General features: G+C 71.2%; 14 protein-coding genes. 8 read left to right on the top strand and 6 right to left on the bottom strand.

Annotated elements, in window-relative coordinates; translation table 11 throughout:
- Positions 1–19: 19 nt before the first annotated feature.
- The 4 genes from WMF46_RS37855 to WMF46_RS37840 form a co-directional block, all read right to left on the bottom strand.
- Entirely contained in the window at positions 20–1057 is a 1038-nt protein-coding gene (locus WMF46_RS37855) for an alpha-E domain-containing protein (protein WP_437981673.1), read from the bottom strand.
- Positions 1054–2682, bottom strand: coding sequence for a circularly permuted type 2 ATP-grasp protein (locus WMF46_RS37850; RefSeq protein ID WP_437544956.1), 1629 nt, complete (start codon positions 2680–2682; stop codon positions 1054–1056). Before WMF46_RS37850 ends, WMF46_RS37855 begins: the two co-directional genes overlap by 4 nt.
- A 53-nt stretch (positions 2683–2735) precedes the next feature.
- Positions 2736–3203 (bottom strand): response regulator, encoded by a 468-nt coding sequence (locus tag WMF46_RS37845; RefSeq protein ID WP_012239707.1) that lies wholly within the window; start codon positions 3201–3203, stop codon positions 2736–2738.
- Between the two features lie 341 nt (positions 3204–3544).
- The gene (locus WMF46_RS37840; RefSeq protein ID WP_437981672.1) at positions 3545–5443 is read right to left on the bottom strand and encodes a chloride channel protein; all 1899 of its coding nucleotides are present in this window, start codon (positions 5441–5443) and stop codon (positions 3545–3547) included.
- A gap of 260 nt (positions 5444–5703) precedes the next feature.
- Between WMF46_RS37840 and WMF46_RS37835 the strand changes: the two genes are divergently transcribed.
- Positions 5704–6072, top strand: a complete 369-nt coding sequence (locus WMF46_RS37835) for a hypothetical protein (RefSeq protein ID WP_437981671.1) — start codon at positions 5704–5706, stop codon at positions 6070–6072.
- A gap of 99 nt (positions 6073–6171) precedes the next feature.
- Positions 6172–6558 carry a hypothetical protein gene (locus WMF46_RS37830; protein WP_437981670.1) on the top strand — a complete coding sequence of 129 codons (387 nt, stop codon included), beginning with the start codon at positions 6172–6174 and terminating at the stop codon, positions 6556–6558.
- 43 nt (positions 6559–6601) lie between these two features.
- Here the strand turns inward: WMF46_RS37830 and WMF46_RS37825 are convergent, their stop codons facing one another.
- A complete protein-coding gene (locus WMF46_RS37825) occupies positions 6602–7306 on the bottom strand; it encodes a hypothetical protein (RefSeq protein WP_437981669.1) in 705 nt (234 codons plus the stop codon).
- A 465-nt stretch (positions 7307–7771) separates the two neighbouring features.
- On the opposite strand from WMF46_RS37825, the gene glgC reads away from it, so the two are divergent.
- The 5 genes from glgC to WMF46_RS37800 all read left to right on the top strand — a co-directional run bounded on the left by glgC (position 7772) and on the right by WMF46_RS37800 (position 12759).
- Entirely contained in the window at positions 7772–9040 is a 1269-nt protein-coding gene (gene glgC / locus WMF46_RS37820) for a glucose-1-phosphate adenylyltransferase (protein ID WP_437544951.1), read from the top strand.
- A 217-nt stretch (positions 9041–9257) separates the two neighbouring features.
- Positions 9258–9953 (top strand): metallophosphoesterase, encoded by a 696-nt coding sequence (locus WMF46_RS37815; RefSeq protein ID WP_437981668.1) that lies wholly within the window; start codon positions 9258–9260, stop codon positions 9951–9953.
- 123 nt (positions 9954–10076) lie between these two features.
- Entirely contained in the window at positions 10077–11030 is a 954-nt protein-coding gene (locus WMF46_RS37810; protein ID WP_437981667.1) for a 50S ribosomal protein L11 methyltransferase, read from the top strand.
- Entirely contained in the window at positions 11027–11785 is a 759-nt protein-coding gene (locus tag WMF46_RS37805; RefSeq protein ID WP_437711002.1) for an RsmE family RNA methyltransferase, read from the top strand. Before WMF46_RS37810 ends, WMF46_RS37805 begins: the two co-directional genes overlap by 4 nt.
- Positions 11786–11877: 92 nt before the next feature.
- Positions 11878–12759 (top strand): alpha/beta hydrolase, encoded by an 882-nt coding sequence (locus WMF46_RS37800; protein WP_437981666.1) that lies wholly within the window; start codon positions 11878–11880, stop codon positions 12757–12759.
- Between the two features lie 148 nt (positions 12760–12907).
- Here WMF46_RS37800 and WMF46_RS37795 read toward each other — a convergent pair whose 3' ends face one another.
- Complete coding sequence (locus WMF46_RS37795; RefSeq protein WP_437981665.1) at positions 12908–14113, bottom strand: endo-1,4-beta-xylanase; 1206 nt, start codon at positions 14111–14113, stop codon at positions 12908–12910.
- Between the two features lie 515 nt (positions 14114–14628).
- Between WMF46_RS37795 and WMF46_RS37790 the strand changes: the two genes are divergently transcribed.
- Positions 14629–15060, top strand: coding sequence for a hypothetical protein (locus WMF46_RS37790; protein WP_437981664.1), 432 nt, complete (start codon positions 14629–14631; stop codon positions 15058–15060).
- The last annotated feature ends 74 nt before the right edge of the window (positions 15061–15134 follow it).

Raw genomic sequence — 15134 nt, 5'->3', positions numbered from 1 at the left:
ACGTCGGCGACTCTGGCGGCTACTGGCTCGTGACCGTGGGGTTGCTGTCGGGCGGCCCGTAACCGAGCAGCTCACGACCGATACCGTCGCAGATCATCGCCGTCTCGTCGACCACATGGGTGAGCGCCGCGTGGACCGCCATCGGGTCGAACGGCTCGGTGGCCCTGTCGGCCACCCACTGGTGCAGGAGCTGGAGCCGCTCGAGGCTCTCGCCGCCGGGGAGCGCCACGCTGTCCGGCGGCCGGATCTCGCAGAGGCGCGCGAACGCCGCGTGGACGCAGTGCCGGATCGAGCGCGGGAAGCGCGGCTCGTACAGGAGGAACTGGGCGACAGCCTGCTCGCTCACCTGACCCTGGTTGAGCTTCATGAACGGCTCGAACCCGGAGCAGGCGCGGAGGAGCGAGAGCCAGAGCGCCGTCTCCACGACCCGGTGCTGCCTGCGCAGCGCGCCCTGCGCCTGCGCGCTCATCTCCGACGGCGGCGGCGGCGGCAGGTTGGTCAGGGCGTGGTGGTGCACGTCGAGCGTGCGCGCGGTCTGCCCGACGCGCTCGAGCAGCACGCCGAGCCAGATGAAATCCAGCGGCGTGTCGTTGAGCATCGTGCTCTGCGTGAGCCCGAGGCAGAGCTGTGTGAGCTGGCGTACGCGCCGGTAGAAGGCGTAGCGGCTCGACCTGAACTCCTCCCGCGCCTCGTCGCTGTTCACCCAGAGGTGGAGCTCGTTGACGGTCTCCCACACCTCGAGGCTGACGACCTCCCGGATCGACCGCGTGTTCCAGCGCGCGGCCGAGATCGAGCTGCGGAGGCTCGTCGGGTTGTCCTCGTCGAAGCTCATGTAGCGCTGCACGAGCTCGCCGTCGGCCGCGGCCTCCTCGCCGTGCTCGGCCCCGAAGTGCTCCTTCTGCCCGGCCACGATGATGACCGGCAGCCAGCACTGCTGCGTCGGGATCTCGGCGTCGAGCGCGAGGTTCTGCGTGACGGCGAGGATGCGGGCCATGTTCTCGGTCCGCTCGAGGTAGCGGCCGAACCAGAAGCAGTGATCGGCGACGCGGGAGATCACGGGGCCTCCGGGGGGGCAGGTCCCGGCGCTGCGCCGGGAGGGTCGTTGTTCGCGGCGGCGGGGCTCGCGTCGGAGCCGCCGACCGAGGGCGTGCGCTGCCCGTTCTCCCCTGGGCCCTTGAGGACCCAGGTGTCCTTCGAGCCCCCGCCCTGGCTCGAGTTGACGACGTAGGAGCCGGCCACCAGCGCGACGCGCGTGAGCCCGCCGGGCAGCACCCACGAGCCGTCGCGGCCCGTCAGCACGTAGGGGCGCAGGTCGAGCCTCCTCGGGACCGCGGTCTTCGTGGTCGGGTCCCAGGTGGGGCTCGTCGAGAGCTCGATCCGGTGCTGGGCGATGTAGCGGCGCGGCGTCGCCTGGATGCGCGCCCGGAACTCGTCCCGCTGCGCGGCGGTCGACTGCGGCCCCATCAGCATGCCGTAGCCGCCGGCCTCGTCGACCGCCTTGACGACCAGCTGATCGAGGTGGTCGAGCACATAGCGCCGGTCGTCGTCGCGCATGCAGAGGTAGGTGGGGACCTGCTCGAGGACCGGCTCCTCGCCGAGGTAGTAGCGGATCATCTCCGGCACGAAGGGGTACACGGCCTTGTCGTCGGCCACGCCGTTGCCGGGCGCGTTCGCGAGCGCGACGTTGCCGGCGGCGTAGGCGCGCATCAGGCCGCGCACGCCGAGCATGCTGTCGGGGCGGAAGGCCTCGGGGTCGAGGAACGCCTCGTCGATGCGGCGGTAGATGACGTGGACCCGGCGGGGGCCGCGCGTCGTCCGGACGAAGACCTCGTCCTGATCGACGAACAGGTCGGGGGCCTGCACGAGCTCGAGCCCCATCGTGCGCGCGAGGAAGCTGTGCTCGAAATAGGCCGAGTTGTAGGGCCCCGGCGTGAGCACGACGGCGCTCGTGCCGCTCGGGCTCGCGGGCGACACCGAGCGCAGCGTCTCGGCGAGCCGGGCCGGGTAATGGTCGACCCGCTGCACGCGCGCCTTGTCCAGCAGGTGCGGCAGGACGCGCTTGCTGATGAGCCGGTTCTCCAGGACGTAGGAGACGCCGGACGGCGTGCGGAGGTTGTCCTCGAGGACCCGGAAGGTCCCGGCCGGATCGCGGATGATGTCGACGCCCGCGATGTGGATGCGCACCCCGCCCGGGGGCCGCAGGCCGTGGACCTGCTTCAGGTACTGCCCGGAGCCAAGCACGAGGTCCCGGGGGACGCGCTCCTCCTTGAGGATGCGCTGGTCCCCGTAGACGTCGTCGAGGAAGAGGCCGAGCGCGCGGACGCGCTGCTCGAGGCCCCGCTCCATGTGGGCCCAGTCCGCCGCGGAGAGCATCCGGGGGACGAGGCAGAGCGGGAAGATCTTCTCCGCGCCGCGCTGATCCGCGTAGACGGAGAACGTGACGCCCTGGTTGAGCAGGGCGAGCTCCGCGAGGTGCTGCGCGCGCGCGAACTCGTTCGGCGCGAGCGCGCCGAGGAGCGTGGCAGTGCGCAGGAACTCGGGGCGAGGAGCGCCGTCTCGACCAAACAGCTCGTCGTAGGCGCCGGGGAGGGGAGTGTAGCCGGCGAAGAGGCCGGCACCCGGGTTCTCTAACAACACTGGAGTGAAGCTACCGCCGGACGGCCCTGGAGGTCCATGGGCCATTTGCGGTTTTTGCCGCGATGGAGGCAGTGGCGCCGTCGGCTGATCGACTCGGCCTACTCGGCGTCGAGGATTTGCCGCTCTCTGGAGCGCGTGAGCTCGTCGACCGCGGCGAGGAAGGCGTCGTAGTCGATGGGCTTGGGCAGCACCCGAGCGACACCGAGGCTCGTCGCGTCATGTTTTGAAGACGCGGATGAAACAATGACTGGTATACGGGCCGTCTTCTCGTTGTGCCGGAGCGCCGTGAGCAGGCCCCAGCCGTCCATCACCGGCATCATGATGTCGACGACGAGCAGATCCGGCGGCGCGATCTGGTCGAGCAACGCCAGCGCCTCCTCGCCGTTCGAGGCGCAGCGCACCTCGTAGCCGCCCTCGCTCTCCAAGATCATGCTCACGACCTCCTGGATGTTCGGCTCGTCGTCCACGACGACCACGAGCTTGGCGCGGCTGTTCGGCGCGCTCGATCGTGTTCGTACTTCTGCGTTGCGCCGCACCGTCCGACCTCCGAGCGTATCGACAAGCATGCCGTTCTCCCCTGCGCTCTCCGGACCGCGAATTCTCCGGATGAACGAGAGTATTCCCCACGCGCTCCGTTCCGTCGCTGCGTGGAATCCAAGATTGAAAGCTCAGGAGACTCCCGAAAGCGGTGGGGGCCGCACGCTTGCGTCATTACGCCCGAACCACGATCGGGCGCGCGGCGCGACCAGGACATCCGCGCGCGCACGCCCATGACACGCGCGCGTTCGCCGCGGGGCCGCGCGAACGCGCGAAAGCTGGCCATTCCCGAATTTCCAGGACGAGCGCGTCCTGCGTCCGCCGTGCGTCGTGCGTCGTGCGTCGTCGTCGCTCGCCTGTCCCGAGATTCCTACTGTCCCGCGCTCTCCAGCTCCGCCGTCGCGTCGTGGTAGGCGCGCGTGACGTCGGATTCGTCCAGGATGCCGACGATCTTGCCCTCGGCGTCGGTGACCAGGAGCTCTCGCACGCGCAGCTCCAGCAGCACCTGGAGCGCGTGGTGCAGGTCCTCCGCTTCGCTGACCGAGGCGGGGCTCGCCATCATATCGTGCGCGATCGCGAGCCCCGAGAGCTCGGGGCTCGTCGCGGTGGCGCGCAGGATCTCGGCGTCGATGGTGCCGACGACCTTGCCGTCCTCGGAGAGCACGGGGAAGGTGTCCTGCCACTCGCACGCCGCGATGCGCTCGACGACGATCGAGGCGGGGGTCCGCGCCTCGAACGACACGAACGGGCGGCTGCGGATGACGATGTCGGCGACGCGGATGCTGCGGAGCACGTCGACGATGAGCTCACCCCGGTGCGCCGGGGACTCGCGCTTGGTCGCGACCTGCGCGCGGTACAGGGTGCTGTGCCGGAGCGCCACGAAGGCGATGCCCTCGCAGAGCATGAGCGGCACGAGCAGGTCGTAGCTGCCGGCGAGCTCGCAGACCATGACGAGCGAGGCGATCGGCACGTGCGCGATCCCGCCGTAGAACGTGCCCATCCCGACGAGCGCGAACGCGCCGGGGTCGATGCGCGGGTCGCCGAGCAGGAGCTCCGCCGCGCGCCCGAAGGCCCCGCCCGTGAGCGCGCCGAGCACGAGCGAGGGGCCGAAGTCCCCCGCGCTGCCGCCCGAGCCGACGGTGAGCGAGGTCGCGACGATCTTCGTGGCGAGCAGCACGAGCAGGAGCTGCACCGCGGTCCACCCGCCGGGCAGCCACGAAGCCCCCGTGATAGCGATCTGGGCCGCGCCATACCCCGCGCCCAGCATCCCGAACCCCTCCCCCGGCCTGGCGAAGCGCGGCCCGAGGAGCATGAGCAGGGGGGTCACGAGCGCGCCGAGCGCGAGGCCGCCGAGCGCGGGCTTTGCCCAGGGCGGCAGCGGGATCCGGTGCACCGTGTGCTCCACGGCGTGCAGCGTCCGGAGGAAGAGCGTGGCCACGAGCGAGACGACGAGCGCGAGCGCGGCGTAGAGGGGGAGGTGGCTCGGGATGAACGGGTAGCGGGGCGCGTGCGCGAAGAGGGTCGACTCGCCGAAGAAGTAAATGAAGACGGAGTACGAGACGACGCTCGCGAGGATGGAGGGGATGAGCGCGTCGGCCTCGAAGTCGTCGCGGTGCAGCACCTCGACGGCGAGGAGCGCGGCCCCGAGCGGCGTCCGGAACACGGCCGCCATGCCCGCGGCCGCGCCGGCGATGAGCAGGATCCGCCGCTCGCGCGTGTCCACCCGGAGGGCGCGCCCGATGATCGAGCCGAGCGCGCCGCCGATCTGCATCGTCGGCCCCTCGCGCCCGCCGGACCCGCCGCAGCCGAGCGTGAAGATGGAGGCGAGCGCCTTCACCACCGGGACGCGGCTGCGGACGTGGCCGCCCATGTGGTGGAACGCCCGGATGAACGCGTCGCCGCCGCCGCCGCGGGTCTCGGGCGCGAGCTTCGCCGTGAGCACCCCGCCGACGAGGGCGCCGAACGCCGGCAGGACGAGGACGAGCCAGGGCCGGAACGCCCCGATGCGCGCGCTCGAGAGCACCGCCTCGCCCTTGGCGCGGAGCGGCTCGTAGCCGGTGACCGCGATGAAGAGCTCGTGCTCGGCGAGCTCGAGGGCGGCGAAGAACAGCGAGCCGGCGATGCCGGCCGTCACGCCGACGAGGATCGCGTGGAGCAGCACCCGACCGACGAGCTGGAACGGGATCAGCCCCTGCGCGCGGGGGAGCGGCGTGCGCGCTGCCCCCGTGCGGCTGGGGCGTGACGGGGAGTGCTCGCGGGACGACATCATGATCTCGTGGCCCAGGGCCTCCCCCGTCGAGCGATGGGCCTGGCAGGAGCGGTAGCTTCCCTGATCTTCGGCGGGTTGCCGCCTGAAATCGCCGCCAGGATCGCCGTCCCTGGAGGCGCCCTCGCGGCGTCGGCCTCCGCTCGGCCTCCGTTCGGCCTCCGCGCGGCTTCCGCTCGGGCCTCCCGCGCTCCATGAGCGAGGAAGGAAGCCTGGCGCGGGCGCGGCATCCGGACCCGCCCGAGCCCGGACGAGGTGGAGTCATGACGACCGATCGGAGCACCGTCGAGTACGACACCCTCATCACCGGAGACGCGAGCGTCACGATGGGCGACGCGGCCGTCCAGACGACGGACGAGAGCGTCCGCACGACCGCCGAGACCGTGGTGACGCCCGTCGTGGCGCTCGAGCTGGCCGCCGAGATCCTGGCGGGCTCGCTCGGGCCGCTGATCGACGAGGATTACGTGCAGGGCAAGACCCGGTTCCGGGACGTGCTCTGCGACCGGATCGACATCTCGCAGCTCGAGGCGGAGGAGCTGGTCGACGACATGGAGCGGTCGGGGCGGATCCGTTTCATCGGCGTGGCAGAGGGCCGGGGGTGGCACATCCAGCAGGGAGCGGGGGTGCGTTGATCGCCGCTGTCTCGCGCAAAAAGGCGGGCTCGCCGGTGGTGCCTGACGAAACAATTCCCTTGCCGGCGTACTCGACTCGTGGCCTACGCTGAGGCGCCTATGGAGGACGGTACGAAGCCGCGCAAGGCTGTGGTCCCGAGCGCTCCGCCCGCTCCGCTCGTGATCGTGGCCGGTTGTCCTGCCGAGCTCGTCGCCGTGTGCCGGGAAGTGGGGGCCCGGCTCGGGGTGACGGTGCGCGAGTGCGATCTGCGCTCGCTCCGGGCGACGAGCGCGGCGTCGCAGCTGTACGCCGTGATCGTGGGGGAGGAGCTGTACCGGTTCGATCGGGAGGTGTTCGACGCGATCACCCGTCAGGCGCCGGCGTCGCTGGTGCGCGTCGATCGCCGGGAAGCGGACGACGCGTCGGCGCGGCGGCTGCTCGTCGATGCCGTCTTCGAGTCGGCGGCGACCGAGCCGAGCAGCGGGATCCGGTCCATCCTGACGTGAAGCGGCGCGGCGCGACGGCGCGCCGCCGCCGCCAGCGGCCGCGTCAGGGCTTGCGCTTCATGCCGGGGAGGGTGGCCTTCTCGGGCGGCGGCTCGAGGTACTCGATCTGCTCCGCGGACAGGATGCCGTACTTCGGGTTGGCCGCCGCGCCGCCTGTCGACTTCGTGAACGTCACGCCGTAGGTGCCGGTGACCTTGACCTTCGCGCCGACGGCCGGGATCGGGTTCGGCAGCTCCTGGCCCCAGAACTCGTCCGTGAGCTTCGCCTCGCCCTCCTTGCCGCGCGGCGCTTTGTCGATCGCCTCGATCATGCTGTAGATCTGCGCGAAGTTCGACGCCCAGCCCATGACGTCGATCATGTCCTTCGTCTCGCCCTTCTCGTCGGCGATCGCGAAGCTGGGGACCGGCGCCTTGCAGTCCGGCGGGTCACCCTTGCCCGTCTTGTGCACGGCACAGGTGGGGGCCTCCGCGAGGTTCGTCTTGACGATGTAGCCGACGATCGAGAGCTTCTTGCCGTTCACTTCCTCGAAGTGGACGCGGCTCCGGAGGTCGTGCGTGACGCCCCAGACCGTGTAAGCGTCACCCTGCTTCTTGTTCTTCGCGGGCAGCGTCGGCACCGCGGGCAGGGTCGCTTTGCGGCCGCTGAAGGCGGGCTTTGCCGTGTAGGGCTGCTCGTCCGTTCCGCACCCTGAAGTGCCCGCGACGAGGAGGATAGCGGCGAGGAGGGTTCGACCGAATCGGGCGTTCATGGCATCTCCAAGGTCAGCGTGACGGGCACCTCCAGCAGGAAAGATCCAGCGCTGGAATAGCCCTCGGACAGCGGTGCGCCGCGTGCGGGTCAGGCGCCTCTCGCATGCGCGCGCGACGGCGGAAACGGCTAACACGGCCGCGAGTCGATCGTAAAGAGAAACGGAGACGTCCCCCTCTCTTCATCGATCCTCGTCGCGCGGCAGCGCGCCGCGGCGGAGGGCGGGCGGAGGACGGTAGAGCGCGACGGGCCGCTGCCGGCGCCGCCCGATCGCGGGGCGGGAGGGCGCGAGAGGCGGGCTCGGCGAGGCGCGCCGCGCGACCCGCCCGGGCTCCGCCCGGCGCCGCCAGGCCGGGTTGCGCGGGCCTCCGCGGCGTTCTCCCGGTCCCGGGGTTGCCTCGAATACGCGAAGGACGTGTTTCCGCTCTTCGCGATGGCAACATCGATCGAGTACCCTCTCCGTCCCATGCGCGAGACGACCCTGCGCACCGCTTTCGAAGCCTCGAAGGTTTTGGTGATGATCCTTGCTGGCGGCGAGGGCCGCCGGCTCGGCCCGTTGACGCACGACCGGGCGAAGCCCGCCGTGCCGTTCGGCGGCCGGTACCGGATCATCGACATCGTCCTCTCGAACTTCGTCAACTCCGGGCTGCACCGCATCAAGATCCTGACGCAGTACAAGAGCGCGTCGCTAGACGAGCACATCGCCCGAGCTTGGCGCCTCTCGCCGATGCTCGACAGCTTCATCGAGACCGTCCCTGCGCAGCAGCGCACGGGCAAGAGCTGGTTCAAGGGGTCGGCGGACGCCGTCTACCAGACCCAGCACGTCATCACGGACGAGTCGCCCGAGCACCTCTGCATCTTCGGCGGCGACCACGTCTACAAGATGGACGTGCGCCAGATGCTGCACGATCACCTGTCGCGCGACGCGGAGGTGACCGTCGCCGCCATCCCGGTGACGAAGGAGGAGGCTCGGTCCTTCGGCGTCATCGAGTGCGACGAGTCGGGGCGCATCCTCGCCTTCCACGAGAAGGTGCAGGATCCGCCGAGCATGCCCGGCAGGCCGGGCATGTGCCTCGCCTCGATGGGCAACTACATCTTCAAGACGAAGGCGCTGCTCGACGTCCTCGAGCACGACGCGGCGACCGAGGACAGCGCGCACGATTTCGGGCGCGACATCATCCCGCGCATGGTCCAGAGCGGCAGCCGCGTCTACGTCTACGATTTCCACGAGAACCTCGTCCCCGGCGAGGACGAGGGCGCGGGGTACTGGCGCGACATCGGGACGATCGACGCGTACTGGGCGGCCCAGATGGATCTCGTCAGCATCCAGCCGGCGTTCAATTTCTACAACCCGCGCTGGCCGATCCGGACCGGGATCAGCCACGACCCGCCCGCCAAGTTCGTCTTCCGCGACGAGGCGAACGCGCGCGTCGGCATCGCAACGGACAGCCTGGTCTCGCTCGGGTGCATCATCTCCGGCGGCAGGATCCACCGGAGCGTGCTCTCGAACCGGGTCCGCGTGAACTCCTTCAGCCACATCGAGGAGTGCGTGCTGTTCGAGGACGTCAAGATCGGGCGCCACGTCAAGCTCCGCCGCTGCATCATCGACAAGGACGTCGAGATCCCCGCCGGCGCCGAGATCGGCTTCAACCTCGAGGAGGACCGCAAGAAGTGGTTCGTCAGCGAGGGCGGGATCGTCGTGATCCCGAAGCGCGCCAAGATCGACTCCCCGTAATGCGCCTGACCAGGGCCCAGCGCGGCGCCGTCCGGGTGGCCGGCGCGTAACTCTCCTGAATTGCATGTAAAATTCCGATCGCGGCGCGCGGCGGCGCGCGGCGGCGCGTGGCGATCGCGGCGCGCTCGCCGGCCGGGCCGCGCGGTCCTGCCGCGTCCGCGGGGACGGGCCTGGGCGCCCCCCATGGAACGGGCGTCCCTGCTACGTTGGGTGTGCGATGCCGCGCACGATCATCATCGGTGACGTTCACGGCTGCCGGGATGAGCTGGCGCGGCTGATCGAGCACGTGGGCCTCGTATCGGGCGATCGGGTCGTCATGGTCGGCGATCTGATCGTGCGCGGACCTGATCCGTGCGGAACGCTCGATCTGCTCCGGGAGGTCGGCGCGATCTCCGTGCGGGGCAACCACGAGGATCGACTGCTCCGCTGGCGTGCCGGGCGGAGCGATCCTCGCGGCGAGCCGCTGGGGGAGCTCTCGAAGGAGACAGCGCAGCAGCTGCGCAAGCGGGACTGGGCGTGGCTCGAGACGCTGCCGTACTGGCTGGATCTGCCGGAGCACGGGCTGCGTGTGGTCCATGCAGGGTTGATCCCCGGGCTGCCGATCGAGCGACAGGATCCGCACACGTTGATGTACGTGCGCTGCCTCGGCCGCTACGGCGAGCCGGTCGAGCGCCGCGGGGGCAAGACGCTGTGGGGCCAGACGTACCAGGGCCCGCCGCACGTGGTGTTCGGCCACAACGCGCGGAGCGAGCCGCAGATGCACGCGTGGGCGACCGGGATCGACACCGGCGCGGTCTACGGGGGGCGCTTGACCGCGATGGTGCTCCACGACGGCGAGCGTGTCCCGCCGCCGCCGGCGCGCAACGAGGTTCTGGTCTCGGTCCCGGCGCGGCGCCGTTACGTGGGACGTTAAAAATGCTCCGCGTCTTCCAGCGGTTCCGCGCGATCGGCCGCGCCTCTCTGCGGGAATTTCGTTAGGCTCCCGTCCGCGCCGCGGCCGCTCTCCAGGCCGGCGGCCCGTCACGGAGCAAGCCAGGTGGAGCCTCGATACCCGTTCGTTGCAGTGGATGTCCCCGAGCCGGAGGCCGACGAGATCGGCGCCCTGCTCTTCGAGCTGGGTGCCAGCGGCGTCGAGCAGCGCGACGAGCAGACCCTCGTCCGCGGCGCGCGCTCGGGCCAGGTGACGCTCGTCGCCAGCTTCGAGGCGCACGGCGAGGCGATGGAGGCCATCACGGCGCTCGGGGAGCTGTCGCCGCCGCTCGCCGCGCGGCTCGAGGAGGTGGTGGGCGACGCCTGGCGCGACGCGTGGAAAGAGCACTTCGCGCCGTTCGCGCTGACGCCCACGATCACGGTCGTGCCGCCGTGGGAGGAGCGCGCGCCCGAGCGCGAGGGCGAGCGGGTGCTCCTGCTCGAGCCGGGCAGGGCGTTCGGCACGGGGCTCCACGCGACGACGGCGCTCGTGGCGGAGCTGCTCGACGAGCACGCGGCGGAGCTCCGCGGCCGCGAGATCCTCGACGTGGGCACGGGAAGCGGCATCCTCGCGCTCGTCGCGCTGCTGCTCGGCGCGGAGCGGGCGGTCGCGATCGACAACGACGAGGACGTGATCGAGGTGGTGCTCGAGAACGCGGCGCGCAACGGCCTCGAGGGCCGCATCGAGGCGAGCGCCGGCGTTGTCGAGGGGGTGACGCGGCGGTTCCCGTGGGTCGTCGCGAACATCGAGGCGCGGGTGCTGCGGCCGCTGGCGCCGGAGCTCGCGCGCGTGCTCGAGCCGGGCGGCTGGCTGATCCTGTCGGGCATCCTCGAGAGCGAGCGCGACGATCTGATCGCGCGGTACACGTCGCTGCCGCGCCCGCTCGAGCACGTCGCGACCCGGCCGGATCCCGCGTCGCCGGGCGGCGATCGCAGGGCGGGGCGGGGCGACGCGGGCGGCGAGGGCTGGGTGGCGCTCCTGTTCCGCGCGCCGGGCGGCGCGGCGTCCTCGCCCGGATGAGCGGCCCGGGGCTCTTGCGGGTGCCGCTCGGCGCCATCGCGGCCGGCGTGATCGCGCTGCCGCCCGAGGCGGCGAGCTACGTCGTGCGGGTGCACCGCCTCCGCGAGGGGGATCGGTTCGTCGTGTTCGATCCGGAGCTCGGGGTCGAGGCGGAGGCCACGCTCGAGTCGATCGGCCGCCGCGGGGCGGAGGCGCGCATCGACGCGCCCCGCCCGGCCGCGCTGCGGCCAGGCCGGCGCGTGACGTGGATCCAGGCCGTGGGCAAGGGCGACAAGATGGACGCGGTGGTGCGCGACGCGACCGAGCTCGGGGCGACGCGGATCATCCCGGCGATCTCGGCGCGGAGCGTGGCGCGGCCCGCGGAGGAAAAGAGCCAGCGCTGGCGCCGGATCGCGGTCGAGGCGGCGCGGCAGTGCGGCCGCGGGGACGCGCCCCGGGTGGAGGCGCCGATGAGCCTCGCGGCGGCGCTCGCCGAGGCGCAGGCGGCGCCGTCGACCGAGGGCGGCGCGCTGGGGATGTGCCTGGATCCCTACGCGGAGACGCCGCTCGGCGCGCGGCTGGCCGCGCTGTCGCCGGGCATGGAGGCGGCGTTCGCGGTCGGGCCGGAGGGCGGGTTCACGCCGGAGGAGCTCGGCATGTGCGCGGCGCTCGGGTTCGAGCGGGTGCGCCTCGGCGCGCTGACGCTGCGCACGGAGACCGTGTGCGCGGCGGCGCTCGGGGCGCTGATCGCGGTGAGCGACGCGCGCGCGGGGTGATGGGGCGGCGGTCGGCGAGCGGCGCGCTGGCGAGCGCTGGTCGCAGCGCCAGCGGCTCGTGGTCGCGAGGTGCGGCGCGGTGGATCGCGGCGTTGCTCGGCGCGCTCGCGGTCGCGCTCTGCGCGTGCAGCAACACGGCAGACGCTCCGAGGAGCGCGCGCGCGCCGGCGGGCGACGGGGCCGCGCTCGGTCCAGTGGAGCCCGACCCTGTGCCGGCAGCGCCGACCCCGACCGTCGCTGCCGCCGCGACCGCGCCGCCTGAGCCGGCGCCGTGGCCCCGAGCGCGCCCGCCTCGCGTCGAGACGGACTGGTGCATCGACGGCGTCGACGCGCTCGACGAGGAGACCTGCTACGTCCTGCCCGACGCGCCGACCCGGACGCTGCTGCTCTATCTCCACGGCATTGTCCCGCCGGGGAAGGAGAGCCAGCAGAAGACCAACTTCGAGACGGTCGTGTCCCGCGCCGCACGGCGCGCGGGCGTCGCCGCGCTGATGCCGCGCGGCAAGGTCGGCCTCGCGCCGAAGGGCTACGCGAGCTGGTGGGGCTGGCCGACGGGCGGGCGGGCGTACGACGAGCACGCAGCTTCGTTCGTCGCGTTGTTCGCGGAGAAGCGGAGGAGGCTCGAGGAGAGCGCCGGCGCCTCGTTCTTGCGGGTGTACGTCGCCGGCTCGTCGTCGGGCGCGTACTTCGCCGCGGCGCTCGCGCTGCGCGGCGGGATCGACGCCGACGGGTTCGGCGCAATGTCCGGCGGGGGAGGCCGCGCGACGCCCGAGCTCGCGATGCTCGCGCCGAGGCCGTTCTACATCGGCTTCGGCGCCCACGACACGGTGGGCGCCTCGGCCCGCGCCCTCGCGGGCGTCCTGCGCGGCGCGGGCTGGCCCGTGCGTGTCGCCGAGCACCCGTTCGGCCACGGCGCGAAGGAGGTGTACCTGGACGAGGCGTTCGCCTTCTGGCGAGAGCACGAGGCGCGCTGATTCCGCGGGTCAGAACTAGATACCGAGCGTGTCCTCGCCCCACGACAGCCCGCCATAGAGGCGCTCCGGCGATGCCGTCTCTGACCCCGAGACGTATGTCACGCTCGTGCGCGCCAAGGAGCGCCGCGGCACGGTCGTGCGAGGGAGATCACTCGCCGCGACCGAGGAAGTCCATCAGCCAGGTCATTGCCGGCCGCATCGTGCCGTCCGGGTGCAGGAGGCCCGTGCTGTCCCTCCAGGTGGAGCCGACGACGTAGCCCCAGAGGGTGATGCCCTTCACGGCGCTGTGGTTGTAGAACATCGTGAACTGCTCCTCCATCACCCTGCGCTGCTCGTCGTCGTCCGCGAGGTTGATGTCGTACTCGGTGATGTACACGGGCAGGCCCGTGGCGGCGAGCCTGTCGATGTAGCCCTTCACGGTGCTGGTGTTGATCTTGTACGCGTCGTGGGCCTCCGCGCCGAGGCCGTCGATCGGGGCGCCCGCCTCCAGCGCCGCCTTCACGATCTCGATGAAGTGGTTGTGATCGCTCTCGTACTCGATGTTGTTGTAGTCGTTGAGGATCAAGGTCGCGTCCGGGCAGAACTCGCGAGCCCACTTGAAGGAGTTGACGATCCAGTCATAGCCGCTCTCGCCGCCGCCTCCGATGGCGTTCATGAAGGTAGGCGTGGTGTGGGGCGGCGGCTCGTTGACGACGATGATGTACTTCGTGTCGGGGTACCGCTCGCAGAACGCCTGCATCCAGTCCCTCACGGCCTGCCGCTGCTCCTCCGCGGGGAGGCTCGTGAGCCAGGCCGCCTGCGTGGCACCCCACACGAAGCTGTGCTGCATGAAGGGGATGTCGTTGTCCTGCGCGTACTCGTAGATTGCGTCGAGCCCCCTCCAGTCTCGAACGCCGCGGCTCCTCTCGACAGAGGGCCACTTGCCCTCAACCTCGGGCGTGATCTGGTTCCAGTGCTGGATGAAGCCGTCGCGCACCTGGCCCTTCGTCGTGATGTTGCCGACGAACTTGCCGGTGCTGCCGCTCGATCCACCCGACCCGTCGCTGGAACCGCCGGCCCCGGAGCTGCTCGGTCCAGCGCCACCGGCGGCTCCGGCGCCTCCGTTGCCGCCGTCGCCGGAGCCGCCCGTACCAGAGCCCAGAGCGCCCGTGCTGCCCGTGCCGGCTCCGCCGGCGCCCGTTGCGCCGGCGCTGGCGCCATGGCCCCCCGCTCCCGTCGTGCCGCCAGCGCTCGACGAGCCGCTCGGGCCATCGTCAGCCTTGTCCACCTTGCCAGAGCAGCCGGAGAGGGCCGCGATCCCGAGTGCGATCGAGGTCGTGCCGCACAGCCATCGAGAAGAACGGTTCTTGTTCATGCCAACCACCCGCAAGCTGAAGGATCGTGACCGGTGACTCCCGGAGCGGGAAAGCCGAGGGGAGCAGCGCGAGGTAGAGAGCATGCGCCCAGCGCCACGCACGCCAGACAGACGGGCCCCTGGAGTTCCCCTTGCCTCTCGGATCTATCACGACCCGTGCGGTGGAGCGATCCTCCACGGTCACGAGCGCGGGCGAACAGCGTGAGGAGCGACGCGGCGCGCCGCACCCTCGCGGCGCTCCCCCGGCGGGTGCGGCGCGCCACGCCGCTCTGTGCACCTGAAAGACGCATCTCCTTTGCACCGGCGAGCAGGAGACGCCGCGGGCTCGCTCACGCGCGGGCCTCGGCATCTCGGGTCTCCTCGGCGCAGGCGCCGGCCTGGTCCTCGGCGCTGCGTCCGCGAAAGAGCTCTTGCGCGCTCCGACGTAGCCTCCACGGGGGCTTCCGTGGGATGGCGCGCTCGGCGTTCTTACATTCGCTCGGGTCTCGCGGTAGAACGCCGTCAGGTAAGACAGCATGATCTACAGCTTCCCAAGCTATGTGCCCGGCATCGCGATCGCCGTCGCGGTGATTGCCGCGTCGATCGGCGTGCTCCTCCTGTGGAGGCGTCAGCCGCTGGTGGTTGCCTTGATCGCATTCGGGGTTTCTGCGGTAGCGGGTGGCCTCTTCGCGCCGATGCTGGCGATGGATCGGGTCGTCCTCGACGACGAGAAGCTGGAGCAGACCACGGGGTTCTGGTTCGCGCCGAGCGTGAAGGGATTTCGTCTCGCCGAGGTCGAGTCCGTCGCGATTGGCACCGCCAGGGATAGAAAGAATCGCGAGATCGAGGTGTGGATTGTGAAGGGGAGGGACGGCCAAACGCGAGAGATCGACCCGGGTGATCTCTGGGAGATGAACGGTCAGGACATCCTCCGGCGCCTGAGAGAAAAAGGGATCGACGTCAGGTGATGAGGAGAGGCTTGCTCGTCTCGTGCTCGGTGTCGGCGACCGTCGCGGAGGCGCGGAGGTCGCACGGCGCTTGA

Source organism: Sorangium sp. So ce117 (assembly GCF_051524395.1).
GTDB lineage: Bacteria > Myxococcota_A > Polyangia > Polyangiales > Polyangiaceae > Sorangium > Sorangium cellulosum_B.
The sequence above is the reverse complement of the archived record's forward strand: the minus strand, read 5'-3'. Positions and strand labels throughout refer to the sequence as shown.